The organism is Pseudomonas xionganensis (assembly GCF_009763245.1).
GTDB classification, from domain to species: Bacteria; Pseudomonadota; Gammaproteobacteria; order Pseudomonadales; family Pseudomonadaceae; genus Aquipseudomonas; species Aquipseudomonas xionganensis.
Map to the genome: position 1 here is coordinate 1,870,678 of NZ_WKJZ01000001.1, position 14,807 is coordinate 1,885,484.

Here is a 14,807-nt window from a genome sequence, read left to right on the forward strand (position 1 = left end):
GCGCTGCCGGCGGGAGCGTTTCGCTCCCGTCACGGGTCGCTGCATGCCAAAACTGCCTAGCTAGGTGTGCCATGAGCCACAAGATCGCACTGAATTTTGAAGACGGGGTGACCCGTTTTATCGACGCCAAGATCGGCGAAACCGTTGCCGACGCGGCCTATCGCCAGGGCATCAATATCCCCCTGGACTGCCGCGATGGCGCTTGCGGTGCCTGCAAGTGCTTTGCCGAAGCCGGCCAGTACGACCTCGGCGAGGACTATATCGAGGACGCCCTGAGCGAGGCCGAGGCCGAGCAAGGCTATGTGCTGACCTGCCAGATGCGCGCCGAAAGCGACTGCGTGATCCGCGTGCCGGCCTCCTCGCAGCTGTGCAAGACCCAGCAGGCCAGCTTCGAGGCGGCCATCAGCGCGGTGCGCCAGCTCTCTGATAGCACCATCGCCCTGTCGATCAAGGGCGAGGCGCTCAACCAGCTGGCATTCCTGCCGGGCCAGTACGTCAACCTCAAGGTGCCGGGCAGCGAGCAGACCCGCGCCTATTCGTTCAGCAGCCTGCCCAAGGACGGCGAAGTCAGCTTCCTGATCCGCAACGTGCCGGGCGGGCTGATGAGCAGCTTCCTGACCAACCTGGCCAAGGCCGGCGACAGCATCAGCCTGGCCGGGCCGCTGGGCAGCTTCTACCTGCGCGATATCAAGCGCCCGCTGCTGCTGCTGGCCGGCGGCACCGGTCTCGCGCCCTTTACCGCGATGCTGGAGAAGATCGCCGCCGAGGGCAGCGCGCACCCGCTGCACCTGATCTACGGCGTGACCCACGACCATGACCTGGTCGAGCTGGACAAGCTGGAAGCCTTCGCCGCGCGTATCCCCGGCTTCAGCTTCAGTGCCTGCGTGGCCAGCCCCGAGAGCAGCTACCCGCACAAGGGCTACGTTACCCAGCACATTGAGCCCAAGCATCTCAACGACGGCGAGGTGGACATCTACCTGTGCGGTCCGCCGCCGATGGTCGAGGCGGTCAGCGGCTATATCCGCGAGCAGGGCATCGCACCGGCCAATTTCTATTACGAGAAATTTGCCGCCAGCGCTTGAGGCACACAGCCCGGTGCTTTTGTAGGAGCGGCTTTAGCCGCGAATTGAACAGCCAGGAGCTTCGCGGCTGAAGCCGCTCCTACGAGTCGAAATTGAGGTGAAGCAGATGAACAAGCGTTTCCAAGACAAGGTTGCTGTAGTCACCGGCGCTGCCCAGGGCATCGGCCGCCGCGTGGCCGAGCGGCTGCTGGAGGAGGGCGCGCAGGTGGTGGCGGTGGATCGCTCCGAACTGGTCTTCGAACTGGCCGAGCAGCCCGGCGTGCTGTGCCTGACCGCCGACCTGGAGCAGGCCGGCGATTGCCAGGGCGTGATGCAGGCGGCGGTGGAGCGCTTCGGCCGCCTCGACATCCTGATCAACAACGTCGGCGGCACCATCTGGGCCAAGCCGTTTGAGCACTATGAAACGGAGCAGATCGAGGCCGAGGTGCGTCGCTCGCTATTCCCCACCCTGTGGTGCTGCCATGCCGCGCTGCCGCAGATGCTGGAGCAGGGCAGCGGCGCCATCGTCAACGTCTCCTCCATCGCCACCCGCGGGGTTAACCGCGTGCCCTACGGTGCGGCCAAGGGCGGGGTCAACGCCCTGACCGCCTGCCTGGCCTTCGAGACCGCCGAGCGCGGCATCCGCGTCAATGCCACCGCCCCCGGCGGCACCGAGGCGCCGCCACGGCGTATCCCGCGCAATGCCGCTGAACAGAGCGCCGAGGAGAAGGGCTGGTACCAGCAGATCGTCGACCAGACCCTGCACAGCAGCCTGATGAAGCGCTACGGCAGCATCGACGAACAGGTCGGCGCCATCCTTTTTCTCGCCTCGGATGAGGCCTCCTATATCACCGGCGTAACCCTGCCGGTGGGCGGCGGCGATCTGGGCTAAGCACAACCTCGTAGGAGCGGCTTTAGCCGCGAAGCGTCTGGCTTCCCAGGTTCGCGGCTAAAGCCGCTCCTACACAAGCAACCGAGCTTTTCACAACAAAAACAACAGAGAGAACCCCTGCCATGCGACAGATAGACGTTCACCCGGTTATCGACAACGCGCGTTTTAGCCGCTTTCACTGGATGGTCATGGCGCTGTGTGCGCTGCTGCTGATCTTCGACGGCTACGACCTGTTTATCTTCGGCGTGGTGCTGCCGTCGATCATGCAGGAGTGGAACCTTACGCCCATGGAAGCCGGCGCCCTGGGCAGCTATGCGCTGTTCGGCATGATGTTCGGCGCCCTGACCTTCGGCACCCTGGCCGACAAGATCGGGCGCAAGAAGGGCATCGCCATCTGCTTTGTGCTGTTCTCCACGGCGACCATTCTCAACGGCTTTGCCAGCAACCCCACCGAGTTCGGCATCTTCCGCTTTATTGCGGGCTTGGGCTGTGGCGGGCTGATGCCCAACGCCGTGGCGCTGATGAACGAGTACGCGCCCAAGCGCCTGCGCAGCACCCTGGTGGCGGTGATGTTCAGCGGCTATTCCCTGGGCGGCATGCTCGCCGCCGGCGTGGGCATCTATATGCTGCCGCGTTTCGGTTGGGAGTCGATGTTCTTCGCCGCCGCCGTGCCGCTGCTGCTATTGCCGCTGATCCTGTGGAAGCTGCCGGAGTCGGTGGGTTTCCTGGTGCGTCAGGGCCGTCATCAACAGGCCCGGGTAATTCTCAACAAGGTCGAACCGGCGCTGGCCATCAATGCCAATGACCAACTGCAGTTAAGCGATACCAAGGGCCAGGGCGTCGGCGTGTTCGAGCTGTTCCGCGAGCAGCGTGCGCTGCGCACCCTGTGCCTGTGGCTGGCGTTCTTCTGCTGCCTGCTGATGGTCTACGCCCTGAGTTCCTGGCTGCCCAAGCTGATGGGGAGCGCCGGTTACAGCCTGGGTTCCAGCCTGTCGTTCCTGCTGGCGCTGAATTTTGGCGGTATGGCCGGGGCCATTGTGGGCGGCTGGCTGGGTGATCGCTTCAACCTGGGCAAGGTGATGGTGGCCTTCTTTGTCGCTGCTGCCGTGTCGATCAGCCTGCTGGGCTTCAAGAGCCCGACCCCGGTGCTCTATCTGCTGATCTTTATCGCCGGCGCCACCACCATCGGCACGCAGATTCTCCTGTATGCCGGCGCCGCGCAGTTCTATGGCCTGTCGATCCGCTCCACGGGCCTGGGCTGGGCCTCGGGCATCGGTCGCAACGGCGCCATCGTCGGGCCGCTGCTCGGTGGTGCGCTGATGGCCATCAACCTGCCGCTGCAACTGAACTTCATTGCTTTTGCCGTACCCGGGGCCATCGCCGCCCTGGCCATGGCGGTATTCACCCTCAGCGGTCAGCGGCGCCAGGCGGCGAGCGCAGCCCTGACGGCGGCCAAGGCCTGAGCTTTAGCCCTCACCCCCGGCCCCTCTCCCGCAAGCGGGAGAGGGGAGTACTAGGTAACTGACTGGAATTTGAAATGAGCCACGCCCTGATCGAAAGCCTGACGGCGACCCTCGTCGACCTGCCGACCATTCGCCCGCACAAGCTGGCCATGCACACCATGCAGCAACAAAGCCTGGTGATTATCCGCCTGCGTTGCAGCGACGGTGTTGAAGGTATTGGCGAGGCCACCACCATCGGTGGCCTGGCCTACGGCAACGAGAGCCCGGAGAGCATCAAGCAGAATATCGACAGCCACCTGGCGCCGGCGCTGCTGGATCAGGACGCGGCCAATATCAACGCCTGCATGCAGCGCCTGGACAAGATCGCCAAGGGCAATACCTTCGCCAAGTCCGGCATCGAAAGTGCGTTGCTCGATGCCCAGGGCAAGCGCCTGGGGCTGCCGGTCAGCGAGCTGCTCGGCGGCCGCGTGCGCGACAGCCTGGAAGTGGCCTGGACCCTGGCCTCGGGCGACACCGTCAAGGACATCGCCGAGGCCGAGCAGATGCTGGCCTTGCGTCGTCACCGCATCTTCAAGTTGAAGATCGGTGCCGGCGAGCTGCAGCGCGATCTCCAGCACGTGATCATGATCAAGCGGGCGCTGGGCGATTGCGCCAGCGTGCGGGTCGATGTCAACCAGGGCTGGGATGAGTCCCAGGCTATCCGCGCCTGCCAGGTGCTGGGCGACAACGGCATCGACCTGATTGAACAGCCCATCTCGCGGATCAATCGCGCCGGCCAGGTGCGCCTCAATCAGCGCAGCCCGGCACCGATCATGGCCGACGAATCCATCGAAAGCGTGGAGGACGCCTTTAGCCTGGCGGCCGCCGGTGCGGCTTCAGTGTTTGCCCTGAAGATCGCCAAGAACGGCGGCCCGCGCGCCGTTCTGCGCACCGCACAGATTGCCGAAGCGGCCGGTATCGCCCTGTACGGCGGGACCATGCTCGAAGGCGCCATCGGCACCCTGGCCTCGGCCCACGCCTTCCTCACCCTCAAGCAGCTGACCTGGGGCACCGAGCTGTTCGGCCCGCTGCTGCTCACCGAAGAAATCGTCACCGAGGCGCCGCTCTATCGCGACTTCGCCCTGCAGGTGCCGCGTACCCCGGGCCTGGGCCTGACCCTGGACGAAGAGCGCCTGGCGTTCTTTGCCCGCAAGTGAAACGGAGGCAATCCTGATGCTGTTCCACGTAAAGATGACCGTAAAGCTGCCGGCCGATATGGACCCGACAGTGGCCGCGAGTATCAAGGCCGAGGAGAAGGAACTGGCCCAGCGCCTGATGCGCGAGGGCACCTGGCGCCACCTGTGGCGCATTGCCGGGCACTACGCCAACTACAGCGTATTCGACGTGGCCAGCGTCGAGGCCCTGCACGACACCCTGCTGCAGCTGCCGCTGTTCCCCTACATGGATATCGAGGTCACGCCGCTGTGCCGGCATCCCTCGTCGATCCATAGCGATGACCGCTGATCCCACTCAGAACAACAACGAGGAAACCATCATGACCGTTAAAGTTAGCCACACTGCCGCCATGCAAGACCTGTTCAAGGAGGCCGCCGGCCTCAACAACGACCAGGGCAGCCCCCGGGTCAAGCAGATCATGCTGCGCCTGATCAATGATGCGGCCAAACTGATCGAAGACCTGGAAATAACCGAAGACGAATTCTGGAAGACCGTCGACTACCTCAACCGCCTGGGCGGTCGCAATGAAGTCGGCCTGCTGGTGCCGGGCCTGGGCCTGGAGCACTTCCTCGACGTGCTGCAGGATGCCAAGGACGCCCAGGCCGGCCTGAGCGGCGGCACCCCGCGCACCATCGAAGGCCCGCTCTATGTGGCCGGCGCCCCGGTGGTCGAAGGCGAAGCACGGATGGACGATGGCACCGAACTGGATCAGGCCACCGTGATGTTCCTCGACGGTGTGGTCACCGACACCCAGGGCCAGCCTGTGGCCGGTGCGGTAGTCGACCTGTGGCATGCCAATACCCAAGGCAACTACTCCTACTTCGACAAGAGCCAGAGCGACTACAACCTGCGCCGGCGCATCGTCACCGACGCCGAGGGTCGCTACCGCGCCCGCAGCATCGTGCCCTGCGGCTATGGCTGCGCCCCGGACGGCCCGACCCAGGAATGCCTGGACCTGCTCGGTCGCCACGGCCAGCGCCCGGCGCATATCCACTTCTTTATCTCCGCCCTGGGTCATCGCCACCTGACCACCCAGATCAACCTGGCCGGTGAAAAGTACCTGTGGGACGACTTCGCCTACGCCACCCGCGACGGCCTGGTCGGCGATATCCAGTTTGTCGAGGATGAAGCGGCCGCCCGTGACCGTGGCGTCGACGGCAAGCGCTTCGCCACCCTGACGTTCGACTTCGTGCTGCAACAGGCGCCAAGCGCCAAGGCCGAACAGCGCAGCGCCCGGCCGCGGGCCTTGCAGGGTGCGTGATCGCTGACACCCTCTCCCCCAGCCCCTCTCCCGGAGGGCGAGGGGAGACAAGCGCAGCGCGCGGATGTGAACGCTGCATCCAGCTCCCTCTCCCCTTGGGAGAGGGTTGGGGAGAGGGCAAGGCAGGCAATGCGGTGTCGCCGGCCACCCTCGTTCTCAAGAGCCTTTCCTTATGGAATAGGTCACTACAAGAGCGTTTTCCAAGAAACGCCAGCCTGACCTTGCGAGGGACTATGAAAGCCCTGCTTAACGATTTCAGCCTGACTGCACTGCTGGCCGGCTTGCTGGCCACCACCATTTCCTATGCCGGGCCGCTGGTGCTGATTTTCCAGGCCGCGGACAGCGCCGGCCTGAGCCAGGCCCTGCTGTCGTCCTGGGTCTGGGCCATTTCCATCGGCAGCGGTGTGCTGGGCATCGTCCTTAGCCTGCGCTACCGCACCCCGGTGGTGATCGCCTGGTCGATCCCCGGCAGCGCGTTGCTGGTCGGCGCCTTGCCCAACCTGGGCCTGAACCAGGCCATCGGCGCCTACCTGGTGGCCAACCTGATCCTGCTGCTGATCGCCCTGAGCGGCAGCTTCGACCGGCTGATCGCCAAACTGCCCGGCTCGATTGCCGCTGGCCTGCAGGCCGGTATTCTGTTCGCCTTCGGCATCGAGGTGTTCAAGGCGTTGCCCGAGCAGCCCGTGCTGATCGCCAGCATGTTTGTCACCTACCTGCTGCTGCGGCGCCTGGCGCCCCGCTATGCGGTGGCCGGCGTATTGGTCGTGGGCGCGGCGCTGACCCTGTTCGGTGGCCAGCTGCGCAGCGAGGCGCTGGTGCTCGATTGGGCCACGCCGCAGTGGATCGCCCCCGAGTTCAGTCTTACCGCCACCCTCAACCTGGCCTTGCCCTTGGTACTGGTGGCGCTGACCGGGCAATTTATGCCGGGCATGGCGGTGCTGCGCAATGCCGGCTATGCCACCCCGGCCAGCCCGATCATTGGCGCCAGCGCCATCGGTGGGGCACTGCTGGCGCCCTTTGGCTGTCACGGCCTGAACCTGGCGGCGGTCACCGCCAGCCTCTGTACCGGCCGCGAGGCCCATGAGGATCCCAGGCGCCGTTATATGGCTGCGCTATCCGGCAGCCTGGCCTACCTGCTGCTGGGCAGTGCCGGCGCCACCCTGGTGTCGCTGTTCGCTGCCTTTCCCGCCGCGCTGATCGCCGCCCTGGCCGGCCTGGCGCTGTACGGCGCTTTTAGCGAAGCGTTGGCGCGCAGCCTGAGTGATCCGGCCGAGCGAGACGCCGGGCTGTTCACCTTTCTGGTCACGGCCTCGGGGGTGAGCTTTATCGGCCTGTCGGCGGTGTTCTGGGGGCTGCTGTTCGGTCTGGCTGCGCATCTGCTGCTGCACCTGCGCAAACCGGCCGCCCTGGCCAGCCCGGTCAGTCACCCCGCCCGGGATTAACCCATTTATTTACCCCCGCACCGGCCGCCCTGGGGCTGCCGGGCGGGTTTCTGCAACCTCGATAACAACAAGAGCACACCAACCATGAACCACCGTCCACGCCTTTGCCTGCTGTCCACCGCCATTGCCGCCTGCCTGCCGAACCTGAGCCAGGCCGGGGAGGGCGGCTTTATCGAAGACGCCACTGCCACCCTGACGGCGCGTAACTACTACTTCAGCCGAGACTTCTCCGATATCGTCGGGCCCAATCAGCAATCCAGGGCCGAGGAGTGGGCCCAGGGTTTTATCCTCAATGTGAAATCCGGCTATACGCCGGGCACGGTCGGTTTTGGCGTGGATGCCATCGGTGTTCTGGGCCTTAAGCTCGACAGCGGGCGCGGCCGGGTGAATACCGGCCTGCTGCCGCTGCAGGAGGATGGCGAGGCCGCCGACGATTACAGCCGCCTGGGTCTGGCGGCGAAGATGCGCGTCTCCAAGACCGAGCTGAAGGTCGGCGAGCTGCAGCCCAATTTGCCGGTGCTGGTGCACTCGGACATCCGCCTGCTGCCGCCCAGCTACCAGGGCGTCAGTGTCGTCTCCAACGAGCTGGCCGGGCTGACCCTGCAGGCCGGTCACCTCAACTCCACCAGCCTGCGTAATGAGGCCGGTGACGACAAGATGCTGGCCATGCTTGGCCATCTGCCGCAGCGCGCGGCGACCAGCGATGCCTTCAACTATGCCGGCGCCGACTACGCCTTCAATGCCGGACGCACCTCGGTAGGCGCCTGGTATGCCCAGCTTGAAGATATCTACGACCAGCGTTTTGTCAGCCTCAAGCACAGCCAGCTTGTGGGCGACTGGACCCTGGGCGCCAATCTCGGCTTCTTTGACTCGGCCGAAAACGGCAAGCGCCTGCTGGGTGATATCGACAACCAGGCGCTGTTTGCCCTGCTCTCGGCCAAGCACGGTGGCCACACCTTCTACCTGGGTTACCAAGCGATATTTGGCGACCACGCCTTCCCTCGGGTATTTGCCAACGTCAGCCCCCTGGGCAACGAGGTGCCGACCTACGAGTTCGCCTCGGCCGATGAGCGTTCCTGGCAGCTGCGCTACGACTATGACTTCGCCGCCCTGGGCGTGCCAGGCCTGGTGGCCGGGGTGCGCTATATCCGTGGCGACAACGTCGATGCCGAGGCCACCAACCGGGGCGGCCCACGCTACGAGGGCAAGGACTGGGAACGCGATCTGGATATCGGCTACACGGTGCAGAACGGCGCCCTCAAGGGCCTCGGCGTGCGCGTGCGCAACGTCACCGCGCGCTCCAACTACCGCACTGATATCGATGAGAACCGGCTGATCCTCAGCTACAGCTGGAACCTGCTCTAAGTGCTATGGCGCTCTGAAGCGGGGCGCCACACCGAGCCCTAGGGTGCGCCGTGCGCACCGCTGTGCACCTATGCCTTGGTGCGCACAGCGCACCCTACCCATTGCCGCCTCGTGACACACAACCGTGGTCACGTAATCGGAGACCTTTATGCAATCAAGTTTCCCCGCCACCCTGCTGGCCCTGGCCACCGCACTGCTGGGCTGCGTGCAGCTGTTTTTCGCCGAAGGCCAACTGCAGCAGGCCCTGGCCCTGCTGGTGCTGGTGTTCAGCCTGGGCATGGCCGCGCTTTGCCCACGGCCCCAGGCCCCCAGCCAGCCGCTGGAAATCAGCTACCCCGACCTGGCGCCCGTTGAAGCGCCCGCGCCCAGGCAACCCGAGCCGCCGTTGATCGAGTCCGCACCCGTGCCGCAATGGCCCGAACTGCAGCAGCAACTGGCGGCGCTGCTGGAGGCCATCGAGCACAGCCAGGCGGATATGCACTACGCCAGTGAACTGGCCCAGCATGCCGGCGAGAAGGTGCAGCACAGCGCCGGTAGCATCCAGGCCGCCAGTCGCGGTATCGAACAACTGGCCGAGCAGATGGCGCCGATTGGCCGGGTCTTCGATGAGTTGAGCGAGCAGGCCGAGCGCATCGGCAGCATCGTCAGCAGCATTCAGGACATCGCCAAACAGACCAACCTGCTGGCCCTGAATGCCGCCATCGAGGCGGCCAGGGCCGGGGAGCAGGGTCGTGGTTTTGCCGTGGTGGCCGACGAGGTGCGCAACCTGGCCGGTCGCGCCGGGGCCGCCAGCCAGCAGATCGGCCAGATCGTCAGCGGCTTGCAGCAGGCTGCCACCGAGGCGCGCAGTGGCCTGCAACAGGTGGCCGGCACCACCCACAGCAGCCTGGGCCAGTCCAGCCAGGCCCTGCAGAGCATGGCCGAGATGCGCGAAGGCGCCGCGGCGCGCCTGCAGATCGTGCAGCGGATCATGCAGCGCCTGGTCACCCAGCAGCAGTTGGCCGAACAGATGGGCGGCCTGCTGCAAAGCAACTAACTAGTTCGATTATCGAACACTATGGCGATTATCGGATTGTTTGGCGCTAGCACCAGTCATAACCTGAAGCCATCGCCACCCCCGACGACCACCCAGCGAGTACAGAGCAATGGCTGAGATTCTTTCCCTTGGTGAAGCGGTTAGCCGCTTTATCCACGACGGCGACAGCATCGCCCTCGAAGGCTTTACCCACCTGATCCCCACTGCTGCGGCCCACGAACTTATCCGCCAGGGCCGCCGCGACCTGACCCTGATCCGCATGACCCCGGATCTGGTCTACGACCTGCTGATCGGCGCCGGCTGCGCGAAGAAGCTGGTGTTCTCCTGGGGTGGCAACCCCGGCGTGGGTTCGCTGCACCGCCTGCGCGATGCGGTGGAGAAGGGCTGGCCGCAGCCCCTGGAGATCGAGGAACACAGCCACGCCGATATGGCCAACGCCTATGTGGCCGGCGCCTCCGGCCTGCCGTTCGCGGTGCTACGCGCCTACGCCGGCTCCGATCTGCCCAAGGTCAACCCACTGATCAAGAGCGTGACCTGCCCCTTTACCGGCGAGCAGCTGGCCGCCGTGCCCAGCGTGCGCCCGGATGTCACCGTGATCCATGCGCAGAAGGCCGACCGCAAGGGCAATGTGCTGATCCAGGGCATCCTCGGTGTGCAGAAGGAGGCGGCCCTGGCGGCCCAGCGCTGCATCGTTACGGTCGAGGAAATCGTCGACGAGCTGAATGCCCCGATGAACGCCTGCGTGCTGCCGAACTGGGCGCTGACGGCTGTCTGCCTGGTGCCCGGCGGCGCCCATCCGTCCTATGCCCACGGCTACTACGAGCGCGACAACCGCTTCTACCAGGCCTGGGACCCGATCGCCCGGGATCGCGAATCCTTTAACGCCTGGATCGATACCTACATCCGTGGCACCGCCGATTTCGCCGCCTATCAGGCCAAGCTTCAGGAGGCCAAGCAATGAGCGCCTACAGCACCAACGAGATGATGACCGTGGCCGCCGCCCGCCGCCTGGGTAACAGCGACGTGACCTTTGTTGGCATCGGCCTGCCGTCCAAGGCCGCCAACCTGGCGCGCCTGACCCACGCCCCGGACGTGACCCTGATCTACGAGTCCGGCCCGATCGGCGCCAAGCCCAGCGTGCTGCCGCTGTCCATCGGCGACGGCGAACTGGCCGAAACCGCCGACACCGTGGTGCCCACTGGCGAGATCTTCCGCTACTGGTTGCAGGGCGGGCGCATCGATGTGGGCTTTCTCGGCGCGGCCCAGGTCGACAAGTACGGCAATATCAACACTACGGTGATCGGTGACTACCACAATCCGAAAGTGCGCCTGCCGGGTGCCGGTGGCGCGCCGGAGATCGCAGGCAGCGCCAAGCGGGTGTTTATAATCCTCAAGCAGGGCCACCGCACCTTTGTCGACAAGCTGGCCTTTATCACCTCGGTGGGCCATGGCGAGGGCGGCGAGCATCGCCAGCAGCTGGGCCTGCCCGGCGCCGGCCCGGTGGCCATCATTACCGACCTGTGCATTATGGAGCCGGAGGCCGGCACCAAGGAGTTCGTGGTCACCTCCATCCACCCGGGGGTGAGCCGCGAGCAGATCATCGCCGCCACCGGCTGGCCGATCCGCTTTGCCGAGCAGGTGGCCGAAACCCAGGCACCCCAGAAGCATGAGCTGGAGGCCCTGCGCGCCCTGGAAGCACGCACCGCCGCCGCCCACGGCCAGGCCGGAGGTGAGGAATGAGTCGCGAGGTGTTTATCTGCGATGCCGTGCGCACGCCCATTGGCCGCTTTGGCGGCGGCCTGGCTGCGGTGCGCGCCGATGACCTGGCGGCCATTCCGCTCAAGGCGCTTATCGAGCGTAATCCCGGCCTGGACCCGGTGGCCATCGACGAGGTGTTTCTCGGCTGCGCCAACCAGGCCGGCGAAGACAACCGCAACGTGGCGCGCATGGCCCTGCTGCTGGCGGGCCTGCCTGAGAGTGTGCCGGGGGTGACCCTTAACCGTCTCTGCGCTTCGGGGCTGGATGCGGTGGGTACGGCCTTTCGCGCCATCGCCTTGGGCGAGATGGAGCTGGCCATCGCCGGCGGCGTGGAGTCCATGTCCCGCGCGCCCTATGTGATGGGCAAGGCCGACAGCGCCTTTGGTCGTGGGCAAAAGATCGAGGACACCACCATTGGCTGGCGCTTTATCAACCCGCTGATGCAGGCCCGCTACGGCGTCGATGCCATGCCGCAGACCGCCGACAACGTCGCCGATGACTACCGCATCAGCCGCGCCGATCAGGACGCCTTCGCCCTGCGCAGCCAGCAGCGCGCGGCCCGCGCCCAGGCCGCAGGCTTCTTCGCCGAGGAAATCGTCCCGGTGCGGATCAAGACCCGCAAAGGTGAAGTCGTGATCGACCAGGACGAGCATCTGCGCCCGGATACCACGGCCGAGGCATTGGCCAAACTTAAACCGGTCAATGGCGAGGGTAAGAGCGTCACCGCCGGCAATGCCTCGGGGGTCAATGACGGCGCCGTGGCCATGATCCTCGCCTCGGCCGAGGCCGTGCAGAAATATGGCCTGATTCCCCGCGCAAAAGTGCTGGGCATGGCCAGTGCCGGCGTCGCCCCGCGCATCATGGGTTATGGCCCGGTGCCGGCGGTGCGCAAGCTGCTGCAGCGCCTGCAACTGGGCATCAATGACTTCGACGTGATCGAACTCAACGAAGCCTTCGCCGCCCAGGGCCTGGCCGTGACCCGCGACCTCGACCTGGCCGACGATAGCCCCCGGGTAAACCCCAACGGCGGTGCCATCGCCCTGGGCCATCCCCTGGGCGCCAGCGGCGCGCGCCTGGTATTGACCGCCCTGCATCAGCTGGAAAAAACCGACGGCAAGCGCGGACTGGCGACCATGTGCGTGGGCGTCGGCCAGGGCCTGGCGCTGGCCATCGAGCGGGTTTGACGTTTTGCGCTGCTGCGGTCTGGTCGGAAAGGCAAGTCCATGGATCGCAGCGGCGCACCTATAAAATCTAGGGTGCCCCATGCGCACCACGAATAATCCTCGGTTTTTCCGGTGCGCATGGCGCACCCTACGCAAGCGCCGAGGCTGGTTTTAAGCTGTAGGACAGCCCTGATATGGGCTGTATCCCTGATTGAGGATTTGCAATGCCCATGCTCCAACTCGCCGATGGCGCCCTGCATTACCAACTGGATGGCCCGGCCGATGCGCCGGTGCTGGTACTGTCCAATTCCCTGGGCACCGACCTGCAGATGTGGGATGCCCAGGTGCCTGCGTTCAGCCAGCACTTTCGCGTGCTGCGCTACGACACCCGCGGCCATGGCCGCTCACTGGTTACGCCCGGGCCCTACAGCATCGAGCAACTGGGCCGCGATGTGCTGGCCCTGGTCGATGCCCTGGATATCCAGCGATTCGCCTTCTGCGGCCTGTCCATGGGCGGCCTGATCGGTCAGTGGCTGGCGCTTAACGCCGCCGAGCGCCTGACCCGCCTGGTGTTGTGCAATACCGCGGCGAAGATCGCCAATGACGAGGTGTGGAACAGCCGTATCGACACTGTGCTGCAGGGCGGCGAGCAGGCCATGGGCGAGCTGCGCGATGCCTCCATCGCCCGTTGGTTTACCCCGGGCTTTGCCACCGCCGAGCCGGGCGAGGTGGAGCGCATCACCGATATGCTCGCCACCACTTCACCACAGGGCTACGCCGGCAACTGTGCGGCGGTGCGCGATGCGGATTTTCGTGAGCAGCTGGGGGCCATCGGTGCGCCGACCCTGATCGTCGCCGGCACCGCCGATCAGGTCACCACGGTGGCCCACGGCCAGTTTATGGCCGAACGCATTCGCGGCGCCCGGCAGCTGGATTTGAGCGCCGCGCACCTGTCCAATGTGGAGGCGGGGGAGGGCTTTACCGCGCCGGTGCTGGCATTTCTGTTGCGCTAAGCCTGCGGCTGTTTGCCACTGGCCAGGCCCTGGCCGCTGGCGCAGCATAGGCGGCTATCTTTAGGCGATATGCCCATTGGTTCAGGCCCATTCACAGGGCCTGTAGGAGCCAGCTTGCTGGCGATGCTTTTTGCTGTGAGCTGGATCGCCTGCAAGCTGGCTCCTACGAACAACCATGCAAAACGGGTAGATAGCCTTTCTTAACTGCCTCGCCGTTTGCGGCGCTTTAGGACCTTGTCATGCCCAGCGCCCTCGCCAGCAGCCCTTCGATACGCGGCATTGTCCTGACCCTGCTGGCGGTGCTGTGTTTTGCCAGCCACGATGCCATGGCCAAGTACCTGGCCGACCTGTATCCGATTCTGTTGCTGACCTGGTTTCGCTACCTGTCCCACACTGTGCTCCTGGGCTCGCTGCTGCTGCCGCGCCATGGCCTGGCTGCACTGCGCAGCAAACGCCCGGGGCTGCAGCTGTGCCGGGCGCTGGCGCTGCTGGGCATCAGCCTGCTGTTTGTCACCGGCCTGCGCTATGTGCCCCTGGCCGAAGCCACGGCGGTGATCTTTCTGGCGCCGCTCTTGGTGACCCTGCTCTCGGCCATCTTCCTGCGCGAGCGGGTGCGCCCGGTCCAGTGGCTGGCGGTGCTGCTCGGCTTTGTCGGCGTGCTGGTGATCGTGCGGCCCAGCGCCGAGCTGTTCGAGCCGGCCATTCTGCTGCCGTTGGGGGCAGCTTTCTGCTTTGCCCTGTACCAGATCCTCACCCGCTTGAGCGCCCCCCACGACAGCGCCGCCACCAGCAACCTGCTGGCTGGGCTGATCAACCTGTCGCTGGTCAGTTTGCTGCTGCCGCTGTTCTGGCAGGCCCCGGAGTGGGAACACCTGCTGGCCCTGCTCAGCCTCGGGGTGATGGGCATGTGCGGCCACCAGCTGCTGACCCTGGCCTTCCGCCACGCCACACCGGCGCTGCTGGCGCCCTTCAGCTATGGCCAGTTGGTGATCGCCGGACTGTTCGGCTGGTTGTTTTTTGACCAGTTGCCCGATGCCATAGCCCTGCTGGGTATGGCTTTGGTAATCGTGGCCGGGCTGGCGGTGGCCTATCGGCGGGGCGCGGTGCAGTAGCCTTGCGACTTTTGCACTAGATAACC

At 65.4% G+C, this 14,807-nt stretch carries 13 protein-coding genes and 1 pseudogene; all 14 read left to right on the plus strand.

Annotated elements, in window-relative coordinates:
• Positions 1 to 71: 71 nt before the first annotated feature.
• The 14 genes and pseudogenes from benC to GJV18_RS08850 all read left to right on the plus strand — a co-directional run bounded on the left by benC (position 72) and on the right by GJV18_RS08850 (position 14,781).
• Complete coding sequence (gene benC / locus GJV18_RS08785; RefSeq protein ID WP_160344525.1) at positions 72 to 1,082, plus strand: benzoate 1,2-dioxygenase electron transfer component BenC; 1,011 nt, start codon at positions 72 to 74, stop codon at positions 1,080 to 1,082.
• 106 nt (positions 1,083 to 1,188) lie between these two features.
• Positions 1,189 to 1,953 (plus strand): 1,6-dihydroxycyclohexa-2,4-diene-1-carboxylate dehydrogenase, encoded by a 765-nt coding sequence (locus tag GJV18_RS08790; RefSeq protein WP_160344527.1) that lies wholly within the window; start codon positions 1,189 to 1,191, stop codon positions 1,951 to 1,953.
• A 122-nt stretch (positions 1,954 to 2,075) separates the two neighbouring features.
• Complete coding sequence (locus GJV18_RS08795) at positions 2,076 to 3,416, plus strand: MFS transporter (RefSeq protein WP_160344529.1); 1,341 nt, start codon at positions 2,076 to 2,078, stop codon at positions 3,414 to 3,416.
• Positions 3,417 to 3,490: 74 nt separating this feature from the next.
• Positions 3,491 to 4,612 carry a muconate cycloisomerase family protein gene (locus GJV18_RS08800; RefSeq protein ID WP_160344531.1) on the plus strand — a complete coding sequence of 374 codons (1,122 nt, stop codon included), beginning with the start codon at positions 3,491 to 3,493 and terminating at the stop codon, positions 4,610 to 4,612.
• Positions 4,613 to 4,628: 16 nt separating this feature from the next.
• Positions 4,629 to 4,919 (plus strand): muconolactone Delta-isomerase, encoded by a 291-nt coding sequence (gene catC / locus GJV18_RS08805; RefSeq protein WP_160344533.1) that lies wholly within the window; start codon positions 4,629 to 4,631, stop codon positions 4,917 to 4,919.
• A gap of 31 nt (positions 4,920 to 4,950) precedes the next feature.
• Complete coding sequence (gene catA, locus GJV18_RS08810) at positions 4,951 to 5,892, plus strand: catechol 1,2-dioxygenase (RefSeq protein WP_160344535.1); 942 nt, start codon at positions 4,951 to 4,953, stop codon at positions 5,890 to 5,892.
• A gap of 233 nt (positions 5,893 to 6,125) precedes the next feature.
• Positions 6,126 to 7,334: a benzoate/H(+) symporter BenE family transporter gene (locus GJV18_RS08815; protein WP_160344537.1), complete on the plus strand. Its 1,209-nt coding sequence runs from the start codon at positions 6,126 to 6,128 to the stop codon at positions 7,332 to 7,334.
• A gap of 84 nt (positions 7,335 to 7,418) precedes the next feature.
• Entirely contained in the window at positions 7,419 to 8,699 is a 1,281-nt protein-coding gene (locus GJV18_RS08820) for an OprD family porin (RefSeq protein WP_160344539.1), read from the plus strand.
• A 631-nt stretch (positions 8,700 to 9,330) separates the two neighbouring features.
• Positions 9,331 to 9,735 (plus strand): annotated as a pseudogene (locus GJV18_RS18865) (methyl-accepting chemotaxis protein); the annotation flags it as partial.
• A 109-nt stretch (positions 9,736 to 9,844) separates the two neighbouring features.
• The gene (locus tag GJV18_RS08830) at positions 9,845 to 10,696 is read left to right on the plus strand and encodes a CoA transferase subunit A (protein ID WP_160344543.1); all 852 of its coding nucleotides are present in this window, start codon (positions 9,845 to 9,847) and stop codon (positions 10,694 to 10,696) included.
• On the plus strand, positions 10,693 to 11,475 hold the full coding sequence (locus tag GJV18_RS08835; protein ID WP_160344545.1) for a CoA-transferase subunit beta: 783 nt from the start codon (positions 10,693 to 10,695) through the stop codon (positions 11,473 to 11,475). Before GJV18_RS08830 ends, GJV18_RS08835 begins: the two co-directional genes overlap by 4 nt.
• The gene (pcaF, locus tag GJV18_RS08840) at positions 11,472 to 12,677 is read left to right on the plus strand and encodes a 3-oxoadipyl-CoA thiolase (protein ID WP_160344547.1); all 1,206 of its coding nucleotides are present in this window, start codon (positions 11,472 to 11,474) and stop codon (positions 12,675 to 12,677) included. Before GJV18_RS08835 ends, pcaF begins: the two co-directional genes overlap by 4 nt.
• A 203-nt stretch (positions 12,678 to 12,880) precedes the next feature.
• On the plus strand, positions 12,881 to 13,669 hold the full coding sequence (pcaD, locus tag GJV18_RS08845; RefSeq protein ID WP_160344549.1) for a 3-oxoadipate enol-lactonase: 789 nt from the start codon (positions 12,881 to 12,883) through the stop codon (positions 13,667 to 13,669).
• Between the two features lie 239 nt (positions 13,670 to 13,908).
• Positions 13,909 to 14,781 carry a DMT family transporter gene (locus tag GJV18_RS08850; RefSeq protein ID WP_160344551.1) on the plus strand — a complete coding sequence of 291 codons (873 nt, stop codon included), beginning with the start codon at positions 13,909 to 13,911 and terminating at the stop codon, positions 14,779 to 14,781.
• Positions 14,782 to 14,807: the final 26 nt, after the last annotated feature.